This window comes from uncultured Mailhella sp., assembly GCF_947631555.1.
GTDB lineage: Bacteria > Desulfobacterota > Desulfovibrionia > Desulfovibrionales > Desulfovibrionaceae > Mailhella.
In genome coordinates, this window is the sequence record NZ_CANRLT010000065.1 from 1 (window position 1) to 14,191 (window position 14,191).

The following is a 14,191-nucleotide window of genomic DNA, read 5'->3' on the forward strand; positions in this document are numbered from 1 at the left end:
TATGTTGAATAAATCTCTGGCGTTGTTTCAGCGATTTCGCGTTAATGGCAAGATCGAAGAACTTTTATCATTATTAAGATGATACTCTTGCAGGTTGGCTGCAGGAGACTGGCTGGTTATTCTAGCTTTTCATCATAGGTGCCTTCTACGGCGTGGATAAGATCCACCACAAGGGAATTGTACGGGGTCGGTACGCCGTAGAGTTTTGCCTGCTCCACCACCGCGCCGTTGATCTTGTCGATCTCGGTCTTGCGGTGGTTTTTGCGGTCCTGATACATGCTGGCGTAGCCGTTGGGCACGGCTTCGCAGACCTTGTGTACGCTCTCCAGCGCCTCACGGCGGTCGAAGTACGTTCCATCGGCTTCGGCCACCATGACGCCCTCATAGATGATACGTTTGGCAAAGTCCCAGGCATACCTGTTCTCTATCATGTAGCCGATGCGGCATTCCAGAAGCGCGGACAGCGTATTGATGGACATATTGACAAAGAGCTTGCTCCAGATGATGCGCTGGATGTCATCGCTGACAACTGTTTCCAGCCCGCACTCTTCGAGTATGGCGGCCACGGTCCGGTCTCTGCTGCTGTCCGGAATCATGGTTCCCAGCGTGGTTTCACCGCTGCCGGTGTGCCGGTACGAGGCGAGGCCGAGGCCCACGCTGTTGTGCTTGCTCGTGCCGATGACGATGTTCTCCCTGGGAACAAAACGGGCGATGTCGCGGTCGTTGCCCGCGCCGTTCTGGAGTGTCATGACTAGTGTCTCCGGCCCGACAAGCGCCTGATTCGCCTCCATCGCGGCGTAGGTGGCGGTGGATTTGACGAAGACCACCAGGAGATCAACGGGTTCAAAGCAGGTTCCGGACAGGACGGCTTTCATGGCGTAGTGGTGTTCGACACCATCCTTTTCCGTGATGCTGACGCCGTTTTTGTTGATGGCGTCCACCTGGGGAGCGCAGGCATCGATGAGCAGAACGTCGTGTTTGCGGGACAGATAGCAACCGTACAGACAGCCCATAGCTCCGGCGCCGAGAACTGCGATTTTCATCTTTCTTCCTTTGTGGTTTAAAACCTGGTCTTCAGGCGGCCCTCTCTCTGAAAGGCTTTGCTGCCTTCTTGGGTAAAACACCTTCAGAGGATAAAACCTGCAACAGCAAAATTCTATCAAAAAACAGCGTATTGGGGAAGCACCGAGGGATCGGGCAGCCTGCTCCTGGACAAAGTGTGCGGCGGCTGAACCAGCGGGGATTTCGGGTGCGCCTGGGCTGTTTCCAGCGCAGAAACGCTCCTGCCCGCTTCTTGACAAGCCTTGAATATTTATGAAACTACTGGATGAAGTTGTGTTAAGCCGTTTAACCAGAAGGAAGAACTTCCTGGAGGGATTCATGAAAACAACATGGAAAGGAATAGCGGTTTGGGCGGGCAGTCTTGCACTGGGGCTGGCCTTCGGCTTTTCCAGCCTGAATGCCCATGCCGGAGAGGTGGTGCTGTATTCGTCCAATCAGCCTGAACTGCTCGACGTTATCGCTCAGGGCTTCAAGGAAAAAACGGGACACACCATGACTTCCGTGCGCATGGGCACGGGTGAGGCCATGAAGCGCATCGCGGCCGAGCGCGCCAACCCGCTGTGCGACGTGTTCTGGAGCGGCGATGTGGCCGTCCTGGACAATGCCAAGGCCGACTTTGCCGCCTATAAGTCACCCGAAGCGGAAGGTCTGCCCGCCACTATGATCGACAAGGAAGCCAAGTGGATTGCGTCCAACACGCATCTCATGGTGTTCATGGTCAACACCAAGCTCATCCCGGAAAACGAAGCTCCCAAGACCTGGGCTGACCTGCTGGATCCCCGCTGGAAGGGCAAGATCGTCATGGCCAACCCTGAAAAGTCCGGCACGGCCTACGCTCAGGTGTACGGAGTGTACAAGATGTTCGGCGATGAAGGTCTGGCCAAACTCGTGGACAACGCCACCATTCTGGACAGCTCCAGCCTCGTGTACAAAGGCACCGCTGAAGGGGAATTCGCCCTGGGCATCACGCTGGAATACGCTGCGTACCGCTATGTGGCGGGAGGCAACCCCGATGTCAAGATCATCTATCCTTCCGACGGCGTGATTTCCGCTCCCGAGGGTGCCGCTCTGGTCAATGGCTGCCAGCATCCCGCCGAAGCCAAGCAGCTCGTCGACTATCTGCTCTCCAAGGAAGTTGAAGAGATGATTTTCCAGAAGTACTACCGCCGCCCCGCCCGCGAAGACACGGCCACCATCGGCGGACTGCCCGATACCGTTTCCCTGAACATCCTCAAGTCCTTTGATCCCGCCGAAGCCAGCGCCCTGAAAGGAAAGATCCTGGCCCAGTGGAAGAAGCTGGTTCTCAACAAGTAAAAGGTCACATTGTCTGAAAGGCGGCGCGGGCGTCCCTGCGGGGGCGTTCGCGTCGCTGGAGCGTCTAATGCAGATCACACTGAAAAATATCGTCAAACGATTCGGACAGAACACGGTTGTCAACCATGTGGATCTCGTCATCGGAGACGGAGAATTTTTTACGCTTCTGGGTCCCAGCGGCTGCGGCAAGACCACGTTGCTGCGCATGATCGCCGGATTCAATCAGCCGGATGAGGGAGATATTCTTTTCGGCGAGGAATCCGTGCTCCATCTTCCCGCCCATAAACGTGACACGGGCATGGTTTTTCAGAACTATGCGCTCTTTCCACACATGACCGTGGCCGAAAACGTGGCCTATGGACTCAAGGCCAGAGGCATCAAGGGACAGGAAATGAAGGAGAAGGTTGAGGCGATACTGAACTCCGTGCAGCTTGGCGGCATGGGGTCGCGCTATCCGCGTCAGCTCTCCGGCGGGCAGCAGCAGCGCGTGGCTCTGGCGCGGGCTCTGGTCATCCGCCCCCGCGTTCTGCTCATGGACGAGCCTCTGTCCAACCTCGACGCCAAGCTCCGTGTGTCCATGCGCGAGGAGATCCGCCGCATCCAGCAGGATCTCGGTATCACCACGGTCTACGTCACGCACGACCAGGAAGAAGCCATGGCCGTGTCCGACCGCATCGCCATATTTTACGCAGGGCATCTTCAGCAGGTGGCCACGCCTGCCGCCATCTATTTTTCTCCGGCCAACCGTTTTACCGCGGAATTTATGGGTTCCTGCACCATCCTCGAAACCCTCTGCACGGACTTTGACGCCGCTTCCGGCATGACCTATGCGGAAACGGGAGGCGTGGCGTTCCGTTTCCGTTCCGAGGGCGCAAAGGCCGGCGAAACTCTCAACATCATGCTGCGCCCAGACTGGATACTGCCCGCAGGGCCGGATTCGGAAAACCGCTTTTCCGGCACGGTGTGCGAACGCATGTTCCTAGGAGACACCGTGGTCTATCAGGTGGAAGCCCTGGGACGCAGGCTCCGCGTGGATATGCCCTCCCTGAATCACAGCGGTATGCTCGAACCAGGACAGACGGTCGAGCTGTGCTTCGCCCCTGAAAGTCCTGTCACGGTGCGCGCATGAAGACTCGCCTGTTCTCCGTCTGGAACGTGGTCTTCGTGCTGGCCATCGCCGTACTTCTGCTGCTGGTCGTTTATCCGATGTTCTCCATTTTTCAGGCCAGCCTCGTCTCTGCGGAAACGGGAGAGTTCACCTGGGGCAACTACATTGACGTCTTTACCACGCGCTTTTATCGCCGCTGCCTGTGGAACAGTGTCTTTCTCAGCGGCCTGGCCACAGTATTCAGCGTCATCATCGGCGTGCCCTTTGCCTTCCTGACCACCCGCTACAAGCTGCCCGGCGCCAGCATCCTCAAGACGCTGGGGACACTGCCGCTCATCCTGCCCACGTTCATCGGCGCGGAAGCCTGGCTGCTGCTCCTCGGACGCAACGGCATACTGACGCAGTTCTTCCATTCCTTCGGGCTGAACACGCCCAGCATCTACGGCTGGCAGGGCGTGGTACTGGTCTACACGCTCCAGTTCTTCCCCTTTGTGTTCCTCATGGTCTCGGCGGCCATCAATTCCGTGGATCGCTCGCTGGAAGAATCGGCCAGAAATCTTGGAGCCTCGCCGTGGCGCGTGTTCTATACAGTCACCCTGCCCGTGGTCATGCCTGCCATCGCCTCCGGCGCACTTATCGTGTTCTGCATGTCCATTGAAAACTTCGGTGTGCCCACCATCATCGGCAACGATTACAAAGTACTTGCGGAGCAGGCGTACAGCGAGTTTGTCAGTGAAATGGGCGGCAACCCTTCCATGGCCGGGGCACTCAGTACCGTGCTTGTGGTCGTTACCCTGCTTCTGACCATTATTCAGAAAGTCTGGGTGGAACGCAAAAGCTATGCCATGTCTTCTCTGCGGCCGCCGGAAATCCTGCCTCTCGCGCCGTGGAAGACCTGCCTTTCCTGGCTGTTCTGCGCGGGAGTGGTGTTCGTGTCCCTGGCGCCTTTTCTGGTGGTACTCGTGGCCGCCGTCACCAAGACCAGCGGGCCGGTCATGTATTACGGTCAGTTCAGCCTGGACAACCTGGCACTTGCGCTCCACTCCGCGCCCCGTCCCATCCTGAACTCGTTCTTCCTGGCGACCACCGCAACGGTGATCGGGATGTTCTTCGGCATGGCCGTGAGCTATATCGTCGTGCGCCGCCGCGGCGTCTGCGGCTATACCCTCGACCTCGTCATGATGCTGCCACTGGTCATCGCCGGTTCCGTGCTGGGCATAGCCATGGCCGCCACCTTCAACGAGGGGCCTGTCATCCTGACGGGAACTTGGGTGATCCTGGTACTCGCCTACTTCGTCCGCAAAACGCCGTTCTCCGTGAAGACCACTTCCGCATTGCTCTATCAGATCGACGCCGCCATCGAGGAAGCCTCGGTCAATCTGGGTGTGCCCCCGCTGCGTTCGTTCATGAAGGTTGTGGTTCCGGTCATGCTCCCGGGCATCATTTCCGGGGCCATCATCATGTGGGTGACGACGCTGGCGGAACTCAGCTCCACCATAGTTCTCTACTACGGCCCCTGGTCCACCATGACCGTTCAGGTCTTCCAGTACATCGGCAGCGGCGACTTTGGCCCGGCTTCAGCCTACGGTGCCATTCTCATCCTTTCGGTCATCATCCCGCTGTTCCTGCTGAACAAGTTTTTGGGCCGCGATCCCATGCAGTCCCTGTGAAGCAACGAAAAACGGCAGGCGCAGAAAGGCCTCTCTGGGTCTTTCTGCGCCGTTTTGTTTTCTAAAAGCCAGTGTTTTTCTGCGGCGCACAGAGCACCTGGCGGTCATGGCTTGTGGCTGAAATTTGTACCCTGAGAGCGCATGAACGAGAGCAAGCTCGCACTCGTTCAATGAGCGTCAAAGACAGCGTTTATGACCTGCAAAAACTTTTGCATTGCCGGGCTTGCCTCTCTGCGATGGATGATCCCATAGGGAACAGAAAAACGTTCGCCCCATTCGGCAGAAACGGTCACTAACGCCGGGTGCACATCTTGCCACAGCTCGGCGCTGATCATAGGTTTGTTTTCTGCGGCGCATTGATTGAAGGTATTGAGAGAGTAAGGGGCAACATCTTCAATATGAATTTGCGGGTACTGCTCCTCCCACCAGTTCCTCAGTGCGTCCACATGGCTTGTGTCGCCGCGCCGTACCATCAGTACCGTCTCTCCAAAAAGATCTTCAACACGGATACTGCAATGACTGGCAAGCGGATGGGTGAGCGGAACGGCAACTGCAAGCGGTATTCGTCCAAGCTCCACTATCGCATGGCGATTTCCCCACCGGGTCGAAGGAATAAGGCTTGCCACCATATCAACGGAAGCGTCCTTCGATCCAAGCTCTCCGATGTTGCTGTTATCCGTATCGTCGATGGGGACTATTTGCAGGCGGATTTCCGGGTAGTCAACGCTCACCCTGGACCAGAGCTTCACAATGGGACGCCCCGGACACATGAGAGAACTTCCCAGGCGGATGCATTCATCTGCGGTCTCGCTGAGACGTTTCGCCTGAAGTCGTACCTGTTCGGCCCGTTCCATGAAAATTTTGGCTTCACCATACACATAGCGGCCGGCTCTCGTAAGCGACACCCCACGGGGACTGCGCTCAAGGAGTGCCACACCCAAACTGTTTTCCAGAAGATTGACGTGTTTCAATAAAGCGTTCGGAGAAATATAGAGGCGCTCCGCCGCCCGCGAAAAACTCCCGCACTCTGCCGCCAGCACAAACGCTTTCAGATGGTGATCGTACATTGGTCTGCCGCTCCGTTCCAGCTATGCAAAGAACGGCCTTGCCGCACTTCACGGAACATCGTGGGTATGGATAAAGCCGGCTGCAAGGATTGAGCCGGCTTTATCACGTCAGGTTCAGGCCTCACCAGGCAGGATAGACGTTTTTCTTGCAATCGTCAGCCTCAACCCTATGAACTTTTTTTACCTTTTGACAATTCATGTGCGTCAAGCCGGTCTTATGATCTGATTTCCCGTGGACCAGGCAGGAGGCTCTGTGGGCTGCTTTTTGTTGAGCGCCATGACGCCCACCAGCTTGTGCGGAACGTACCGCTCCTCAAGATACGCCATATCTTCCGAGGTCAGATTCAGCTTGAGGGCGGCCACCGCACCTTCAATGTGCTGCAGTTTCGTTGCGCCGACCACTGGTGAAGCCGTCTTTTTCAGAAGCCAGGCCAGCGCCACCTGTGTCATCGTTACGCCGTACCGGTCGGCCACTTCCGCTGTACGGGCGATGATGACGCCGTCCTGTTCAGCCGTGGCGTCGTACTTCATCCTGGCTACACCGTCTTCCTCCTGCCGTTTGGACGTTTCCCCCGGACGTTTGGAAAGTCTGCCGCCTGCAAGCGCACTATAGGGAGTCAGGGCGATATGGTCTTCTTCGCAGAGTGGAACCATCTCACGTTCTTCCTCACGGAAAAGCAGGTTGTAGTGACCCTGAACGGAAACGAATTTCGCCCAGCCGCTGCCTTCGGCGAGGGCGTTGGCTTTGGCAAGCTGCCAGGCAAAGCAGTTGGAGATGCCGATGGCGCGCGCCTTTCCCGCCTTTACCGCATCGTTCATACCCTCCATGATTTCCTCGATGGGCGTCTGATAGTCCCACATGTGGCAGATATACAAATCCACATAGTCCATACCGAGATTTTCGAGGCTTTTGTTCAGCATACGTTCCACATGCTGCCGTCCGCTTACTCCGGCAGCGATTTCCCCGGCGGTGCGGGGCAGGAACTTGGTAGCGACCACGACGTCTTCCCGGCGGGCAAGGGAACGAAGAGCTCTGCCCAGATACTGTTCACTCGTTCCGCTTTGATAGGCAAGCGCGGTGTCGAAGAAGTTCACGCCCAGTTCCAGTCCCCTCTTGACGATGGCCCGCGAGGCGTCTTCGTCAAGTGTCCAGGTGCAGGGGCCTTGCGTGGGGTCGCCGAAGCCCATGCAGCCCATGCAGATACGGGAAACGTTCAAGTCCGAACTGCCAAGTCTGATGTATTCCATGATATTCCTCCTTGAGTACGGGCGGCAGTCACCGAAGGGCACTACTTCCCATGATGCCGGCGGGTACGGCCTGGCGACAGCGGCCGCGCTGCAGGTGCGCAGCACGGTCTTGAACACCTTCACAAGCCACTCCCCAACACACGAGCATGTTTCCTCCGTTCCGCCCTTTATGTGCCATCGTAGGCAGACTTTCGCATTGAAGGAAGTCGTAAGTGGCTCTCACTACATGAACCAAATCGTTCTCACGACCCAAAGTCACATGGAAAAACTGACGGCAGTACAGATGACGGAAAAAGACGGGCATGTGCAGTCGCTGCCAGTCCTTAATGCTGCAATGTCCGATGTGCTTTATGCCGCAAGACAAGGTTATGAGACGAGGGCAGCCGCTGAAAGAGGCCGTGGGAACGCTCCTTCGGGCGTTGCCTGTTAGCTTCCCCGCGTCTGGCGCACAGGACAAAAAATCCGTTCCCCGCGGCTGCACAGGGAACGGATCAGGAGGCTTGGCGAATGGTTGGTTACTTGTAGGAGGATTCCAGCAGCTTCTGGATCTGTCCGGCATTGGCGGGCCGGGGATTGTTGCCGATGAGACGGGCGTTGCCGGCGGCGCGTTCCGCGATGAGAGGCAGTTCGTCTCGCGTCACGCCGTAGGGCTGGAGCCCGGCCTTGATATCCAGATCGTTCAGCAGTGCGGCCATGCAGTCCGCGGCCTTCTTGGCGAGGCACAGGGTGCAGCCTTCGTCCTTCGCCCCCAGAATACGGGCGACTTCTGCATACTTTTCAGGCTGGGCCATGTAGTTGAAGCCCATGCAGAGCGGAGACAGGCAGGCCATCAGCAGGCCGTGGGGCAGATGATACTCGCGGGGAACGGCGGTGCCCACGGCGTGGATGATGCCGTTCTGCGTGTTGGAAAAGCCCATGCCGGCCAGAGCCGAGGCGTAGAGCATATCCGCGCGTGCGGCGAGGTCTCCGCCGTTGACATAGGCCCGGCGGATACTCCGTGCGATGAGCTTCATGGCCTGGAGGTTCAGGGCATCGGTGATGGGAGTGGCCGCTTTGCCCACAAAGGATTCCATGGCGTGGACAAAGGCGTCAATGCCGGTCATGGCGGTGACGGACGGAGGCAGACCAATGGTCAGTTCCGGGTCAAGCAGAACGGCACTGGCGTACATGTAGTCGGAGACCACCCCCCATTTGCCGCCGTTCTTTGTGTCGGCCAGCACGGAGATCGACGTCATTTCACTGCCGGTTCCCGCCGTGGTGGGAATGAGAATGACAGGAGGCAGAGGATTTGGCACTTTGCCCATGCCGAAATACTGGTTGATGGGTCCTTCATTGGTCAGCAGCACGGCGGCAGCCTTGGTGGTATCCAGGGCACTGCCGCCACCGATGCCAAACAGCACGTCAGCCTTGAACTCTTTCGCGGCGGCCGCGCAGCTGGCGATGGAGTCAACCGAGGGTTCAAGCTCGGCGTGGTCGTAAAGGCTCCACGGAATGCCGGCCTGATCGAGGGCATCCTGCAGGGGCTTTTGTACACCGACCTTGGCGATGCCGGGATCAGTGATGATAAGGGCGCGGGTGCCTCCAAGGCGCTGGGCTTCCGCGGGTGCATTCTTGATGCAGCCGGCGCCGTGGATGATGCGCTTGACGGTAGTATGGGTATACAGCATGTCTTGCTCCTCACAGAATGAATCTGTCCTGCAGATGTTACACGACTCCGCCGGAGTTTGACGCCGCAGCACATGACGGTTACGGATTCCTCGCGGCGGAGTCTCGTTGAGCTTACCGGAGGGAGGCCCGCAAGAGAACGCTCCCTTCGGGAGTGCCGTTACAGGGTTGCAAGGCCCTTGTCGAGGGCGCGCAGGATCTCATCGATATCGGACTTGGTGGAGATGAGCGCAGGAGCCATGCAGACCGTGTTGTTCAGATCTCTGAAGCAACGGGCCGTGCGGCCGATGATCACGCCTTCCTTCATGCAGGCACCGCAGAGGGCGGCAGCCTTGGATTCATCGGCAGGTTCGCGGGTCTTGCGATCCTTGACGAGTTCGATACCGGCGAAAAGGCCCTTGCCGCGCACGTCGCCGACGATTTCGTACTTGTCCTTGAGGGCCTTCAGGCCGTCCAGGAGGTATTCACCCTGCCTGGTGACGTTGTCGAGCAGATTCTCGTCTTCGATGATCTTGATATTCTCAAGCGCCGCAGCGGGACCGGAGAGGCAGCCGCCGAAGGTGGAGATATCGCGGAAGTAGGCATCGCGGTCGGCGGGATCGTTGATGAAGTCCTGGAAGACGTCTTCCGTGGTCACCGTGCAGGAGATGGGAGCGTAGCCGGAGGCCACGCCCTTGGCCATCGTGACGATGTCGGGCTTGACGTCCCAGTGCTGATAGCCGAACCACTTGCCGGTACGGCCAACGCCGCAGACCACTTCGTCCATGATGAGCAGGATGCCGTACTTCTTGCAGATCTCGCCCATGGTTTCCAGATAGCCATCCGGAGGAACGATGACGCCGCCGCCGGCGGTGATGGGTTCAATAATCACGCCGCCCACGGTGTCGGGATCTTCTTTCAGCAGGGCTTCTTCAAATTTGCGGGCGAACTTCACGCCGGCGTCAGGGTCGTTCTCCAGACCCGCACGGTAGGCGGAGCAGTCGGGGAATTCGGCAAAGCCGGGGGCAAAGGGACCATACTGATTCTTGCGTTCAAACTGACCGCAGGCGGACAGGCAGCCAATGGTGGTGCCATGATAGTCGCGATAGCGATACATGACCTTTGTCTTCTTGCCGCCGTGCTTGAGCTGGCCGATCTGACGCACGATCTTGAAGGCCTTTTCGTTGGCTTCGGAACCGGAGTTGGAAAGGTAGAGACGGTTCATGCCCGGCATGATGGAGATCAGCTTTTCGGCCAGCTCGGCGGTGGGAATATTGCCATAGGAGTTGGCGAAGTAATTGAGCTTCATCATCTGATCGGCGGCAGCCTTCACAATGCGCTCGCAGCCGTAGCCCACGTTGACGGTCCAGACGCCGCCGGACACGGCGTCCAGGTATTCCTTGCCGTTCACATCCTTTACGCGGCAGCCCTTTCCTTCCACAAAGACAACGGGGTCGCTTTTTTCATAAATCTTGTGCTGGGTCAGGTGATGCCAGACATGCTTTTTGTCAAGAGCGATGATGTTCTGTGCCTGTGACATGACGGTCTCCTTCAAGAATGGAAATAAGGATGAGGGGGAGCCGCTCCCTGAGGCGCAGGAGCGGCTCGGGGGTATGGACTGGGGAAATCAGAGGATTTCCGCCAGATCATGTACGTCGTAGCCAAGGGCTTCGCCCACGGACTTGAAGAACACATGCCCCTGGCAGGTGTTGATGCCGCGGGCCAGCGCACGGTTATCCTGGCAGGCCTTCTTCCAGCCCTTGTTGGCCAGCTCAACCATGTACGGCATGGTCGCGTTGGTCAGAGCGAAGGTGGAGGTGCGGGCCACAGCGCCAGGCATGTTGCCCACGGAATAATGCACCACGCCGTGTTCGATGAACGTGGGATTGTCGTGATAGGTAGCGCCGTGGCGGGCAGTGGTGGCGATACAGCCGCCCTGGTCGATGGCGACGTCCACGATGGCGGCGCCCTTCTTCATGGTCTTTACCATGTCTTCCGTCACCAGCTTCGGGGTCAGCGCACCGGGGATGAGCACGGAACCGACCAGGAGGTCGGCCTTCTTCACGGCCTGAGCAATGTTGAAGGCGTTGGAATACAGCGTCTGGAGCTTCTGGCCGTACAGATCGTCAAGCTGACGGAGGCGGTTGATGTTGCTGTCGAGAATGGTGACGTGCGCGCCCATGCCCATGGCGACCTTGGCCGCGGAGGTGCCCACGGTACCGGCGCCGAGAATGACGACCTGCGCAGCTTCAACACCTGCGGTGCCGCCCATCAGAAGCCCCATGCCTCCTTCGCGCTTGGTAAGCATCTGGGCGCCGACCTGGATGGACATGCGTCCAGCCACTTCGGACATGGGGGCCAGAAGCGGAAGCCCGCCGTTGTCGAGCTGTACGGTTTCATAGGCGATGCCGGTCACACTCTTTTCCAGCAGATTTTTCGTCAGTTCCGGTTCGGGAGCGAGGTGGAGGTAGGTGAAGAGCAGCAGATCCTTGTGGAACAGGGCGTATTCTTCAGCCAGCGGTTCCTTGACCTTGACGACCATATCGCAGGCCCAGGCTTCGGCCGCGGTATCGACGATGCTGGCGCCTGCCGCAATATATTCCTCATCGGTGATCATGCTGCCGAGTCCGGCGCCTTTCTGCACGAGGACGTCGTGTCCGGCCAGCTTGAGAGCATGGACACCGGCAGGGGTGATACCTACGCGATATTCCTGGGTCTTGATTTCAGTAGGGATACCGACTTTCATGAGTGCAACCTCCTTAAAATTCTGGAAAACAGATAAGGCCAAGTGGATGGCGTTCCATCACTTCTCTGCTATAGCAAAATGTGTGCCAAAGTTGATTTCTGAACAAGGGATCTCTCTATCCTTAGTTATTCTATGGATATTTTTCAAAAGTCCATAAGAGGAAACGAAAAGACGGGAAAAAGATAACAATGCAAAAATGCATTGTTTGACGGATGAAACAGCGGAGGAAAGTCAAAAAAGACTTATTTTCGCACAGAGGCCTGAAGCCGCCAAACCATGTGCTGTCTTATGTGGTCATCTGGCAAAGAGCGTGGAAAAAGCGCTTCTTCAGACGAAGACTTCTTGCTCCGCCAAATAAAGAAGGTCCGGAAACCCTCTGCGGCCCAATGAAGGACAGAACAGGGCTAGGGGTGCTGGATCAGTTCTTCTTTCAGATGATAGCTGCGAGCCTTGCGCACAATGGTGGACTGGCTGACCTTCAGGAGTTTTGCCGCCTTATAGGTGCTTTTGGTTTCCCGCAGCGCACGGCTGATCAAGTCCCGCTCCAGAGCTTCCACCGCTTCCTGAAGACCGGAATGAGAGTCTGAGGCTTTGGGGAGTTCCGAAAGGATGTAGGAGATCGCTCAGCACGAGCTTCTTCTTTTTCAAAGCCAGCAGGAAGCGGGCAACGGAGCGCAGTTCGCGAATGTTGCCGGGCCAGTCGTAAGAGGAGAGCGCGTTGCGCAGGCTTTGGCTCAGATACGGTTTGGTTCCGCTTTCTGACATGGTTTCGACAAAGTGATCCAGTAGCGTGGGGATGTCCTCCCGGCGCTTCCTCAGAGGCGGCAGCTCAAGGGCAATGACGCGCAGCCGGTAGAAGAGATCCTCGCGAAAGGTTCCCTTTTTCACCATATCTTTCAAAGACTTGTTGGTGGCGGCGATGATGCGCACGTCCGGATGGATGTTCGCCGTGCCTCCCACCCGGCGGAACGGCTCGCCGTCCAGCACCTGAAGCAGCGTGGCCTGCGCGGAGAAGGGCAGCTCGGAAATTTCGTCGAGCAGCAGCGTTCCCCCGTCCGCCATTTCAAACACACCCGGCTTGCCCTTTTTCAGTGCACCGGTAAAGGCCCCTGAGTCGTAGCCGAACAGTTCCGATTCGATCAGCGAAGAAGGAATGGCCCCGCAGTTCAGGGAAATAAAGCTCTTCTCCCTGCGCAGACTCGCCTGATGTATGGCCTTGGCCATCATGGTTTTACCGGTGCCGGTCTCTCCCTGCAGCAGAATGGGGGCGTCCGTCTGCGCGGCCTTGGCCAGATCATCCTGCAGTTTTACGGAAGCCGAAGACTTGCCGACATGCTTCATCTCCAGATCCATGAGGGGGCTGTACGGCATGTAGGTCGAGGTGTTTTTCATCTGCTCCAGCTTGAGGGTCATATCCTCCAGCTCGGTCAGATCCCGAATAATGGCAATGACTTCTATCACGTTGCCCTGTTCATCGAAAATGGGAGTGGATGTGTTCAGGCAGTGCTTCCCGTTGGCATAGTCGTCGAACATGGAAATGGAGCGCCTGGCGTTGAGCGCGTGCAACGTGACGCAGGCCGAAAATTTTTTCAGCTCCATGGCGGTCGTGACGTGCTTGCCGATGACTTCTTCAGGCAGAATATTGGCGATGCGCTGCATGGCCTTGTTGATCCACAGCGTGATGCCGTTATGGTCAATGATCCAGATGCCGTCGTAGATGGAATCGAGTACGGAGATCAGCGCATGTTCGTTCAGCGCCACATTGGATTTTTGCGAAAAAAGGCTGCAGGGCAGAGAAAGAACGTCGAAGAACCGGAAGGGGACAAGGTTTTCCATGCGGATGGTCATCCAGCGGAAAATCATGAGCTGCTTGTCCCGGGCGGAGCATACGTGTATTCCAATATCGGGAACATCCGTTGAAAAGAGCTGATGAACTTCAGGCAGACCGGAAAAGACATCGGAGAGCTTTTTCCCTGCAGCGGCATCGGGAAAGGCCGCGTAAAAAGAAGGAGAAGCAAAAGAGATTCTCCAGTCTTCCATGCGGCATACTGCAAAAACTGGAAACAGCAGTTTCTCCATGTCCATATCGCCCCTCCCCAGTGAGCTTTATCTTGCAAAGATAATATTTCACATTTCTTTGTGATATTCAAGCCGCAAGGCAGAAGGAAAATTTCATTTCAGGATTGCAGAAGCCCATGTATGAAGCAGCACTCTTCTTCCTCAGTGGTGAAATTCTGCATCTGCCCATAGAAATATTGAGAGTATCACTTTAATAATGATAAAAGTTCTTCGATCTTGCCGTTAACGCGAAATCGCTGAAACAACGCCAGAG

At 57.1% G+C, this 14,191-nt stretch carries 11 protein-coding genes; 3 read left to right on the top strand and 8 right to left on the bottom strand.

The annotated features are described in order from the left end of the window. Positions 1-116 precede the first annotated feature (116 nt). Positions 117-1,043 (bottom strand): 2-dehydropantoate 2-reductase, encoded by a 927-nt coding sequence (locus Q0Z94_RS08860; protein WP_298068878.1) that lies wholly within the window; start codon positions 1,041-1,043, stop codon positions 117-119. A 337-nt stretch (positions 1,044-1,380) separates the two neighbouring features. Here Q0Z94_RS08860 and Q0Z94_RS08865 point away from each other — a divergent pair, with 337 nt between their 5' ends. The 3 genes from Q0Z94_RS08865 (at position 1,381) to Q0Z94_RS08875 (ending at position 5,154) form a co-directional block, all read left to right on the top strand. Beyond that, entirely contained in the window at positions 1,381-2,376 is a 996-nt protein-coding gene (locus tag Q0Z94_RS08865) for an extracellular solute-binding protein (RefSeq protein ID WP_298068881.1), read from the top strand. 67 nt (positions 2,377-2,443) lie between these two features. Further along, positions 2,444-3,505, top strand: a complete 1,062-nt coding sequence (locus tag Q0Z94_RS08870; RefSeq protein WP_298068884.1) for an ABC transporter ATP-binding protein — start codon at positions 2,444-2,446, stop codon at positions 3,503-3,505. Beyond that, a complete protein-coding gene (locus Q0Z94_RS08875) occupies positions 3,502-5,154 on the top strand; it encodes an iron ABC transporter permease (RefSeq protein WP_298068886.1) in 1,653 nt (550 codons plus the stop codon). Before Q0Z94_RS08870 ends, Q0Z94_RS08875 begins: the two co-directional genes overlap by 4 nt. A 167-nt stretch (positions 5,155-5,321) precedes the next feature. Here Q0Z94_RS08875 and Q0Z94_RS08880 read toward each other — a convergent pair whose 3' ends face one another. From Q0Z94_RS08880 to Q0Z94_RS08910, 7 genes are all read right to left on the bottom strand, one after another. Next, positions 5,322-6,221: a LysR family transcriptional regulator gene (locus Q0Z94_RS08880; RefSeq protein ID WP_298068889.1), complete on the bottom strand. Its 900-nt coding sequence runs from the start codon at positions 6,219-6,221 to the stop codon at positions 5,322-5,324. A gap of 204 nt (positions 6,222-6,425) precedes the next feature. Beyond that, the gene (locus tag Q0Z94_RS08885) at positions 6,426-7,469 is read right to left on the bottom strand and encodes an aldo/keto reductase (protein WP_298068892.1); all 1,044 of its coding nucleotides are present in this window, start codon (positions 7,467-7,469) and stop codon (positions 6,426-6,428) included. A gap of 515 nt (positions 7,470-7,984) precedes the next feature. Next, on the bottom strand, positions 7,985-9,136 hold the full coding sequence (locus Q0Z94_RS08890; RefSeq protein WP_298068895.1) for an iron-containing alcohol dehydrogenase: 1,152 nt from the start codon (positions 9,134-9,136) through the stop codon (positions 7,985-7,987). A gap of 158 nt (positions 9,137-9,294) precedes the next feature. Then, positions 9,295-10,653 (bottom strand): aminotransferase class III-fold pyridoxal phosphate-dependent enzyme, encoded by a 1,359-nt coding sequence (locus tag Q0Z94_RS08895; protein ID WP_298068897.1) that lies wholly within the window; start codon positions 10,651-10,653, stop codon positions 9,295-9,297. Between the two features lie 87 nt (positions 10,654-10,740). Further along, a complete protein-coding gene (ald, locus tag Q0Z94_RS08900; protein WP_298068899.1) occupies positions 10,741-11,859 on the bottom strand; it encodes an alanine dehydrogenase in 1,119 nt (372 codons plus the stop codon). Positions 11,860-12,263: 404 nt separating this feature from the next. Next, positions 12,264-12,395, bottom strand: coding sequence for a hypothetical protein (locus tag Q0Z94_RS08905; RefSeq protein WP_298068901.1), 132 nt, complete (start codon positions 12,393-12,395; stop codon positions 12,264-12,266). Next, complete coding sequence (locus Q0Z94_RS08910; RefSeq protein ID WP_298068903.1) at positions 12,355-13,944, bottom strand: sigma 54-interacting transcriptional regulator; 1,590 nt, start codon at positions 13,942-13,944, stop codon at positions 12,355-12,357. The genes Q0Z94_RS08905 and Q0Z94_RS08910 overlap by 41 nt, the downstream gene beginning before the upstream one ends. Positions 13,945-14,191 lie beyond the last annotated feature (247 nt).

Excerpts from the sequence above, each read along its gene's own strand:
- Q0Z94_RS08860 (WP_298068878.1), bottom strand. The coding sequence starts at position 1,043 with ATGAAAATCGCAGTTCTCGGCGCCGGAGCTATGGGCTGTCTGTACGGT.
- Q0Z94_RS08865 (WP_298068881.1), top strand. The coding sequence starts at position 1,381 with ATGAAAACAACATGGAAAGGAATAGCGGTTTGGGCGGGCAGTCTTGCA.
- Q0Z94_RS08870 (WP_298068884.1), top strand. The coding sequence starts at position 2,444 with ATGCAGATCACACTGAAAAATATCGTCAAACGATTCGGACAGAACACG.
- Q0Z94_RS08875 (WP_298068886.1), top strand. The coding sequence starts at position 3,502 with ATGAAGACTCGCCTGTTCTCCGTCTGGAACGTGGTCTTCGTGCTGGCC.
- Q0Z94_RS08880 (WP_298068889.1), bottom strand. The coding sequence starts at position 6,221 with ATGTACGATCACCATCTGAAAGCGTTTGTGCTGGCGGCAGAGTGCGGG.
- Q0Z94_RS08885 (WP_298068892.1), bottom strand. The coding sequence starts at position 7,469 with ATGGAATACATCAGACTTGGCAGTTCGGACTTGAACGTTTCCCGTATC.
- Q0Z94_RS08890 (WP_298068895.1), bottom strand. The coding sequence starts at position 9,136 with ATGCTGTATACCCATACTACCGTCAAGCGCATCATCCACGGCGCCGGC.
- Q0Z94_RS08895 (WP_298068897.1), bottom strand. The coding sequence starts at position 10,653 with ATGTCACAGGCACAGAACATCATCGCTCTTGACAAAAAGCATGTCTGG.
- ald (WP_298068899.1), bottom strand. The coding sequence starts at position 11,859 with ATGAAAGTCGGTATCCCTACTGAAATCAAGACCCAGGAATATCGCGTA.
- Q0Z94_RS08910 (WP_298068903.1), bottom strand. The coding sequence starts at position 13,944 with ATGGACATGGAGAAACTGCTGTTTCCAGTTTTTGCAGTATGCCGCATG.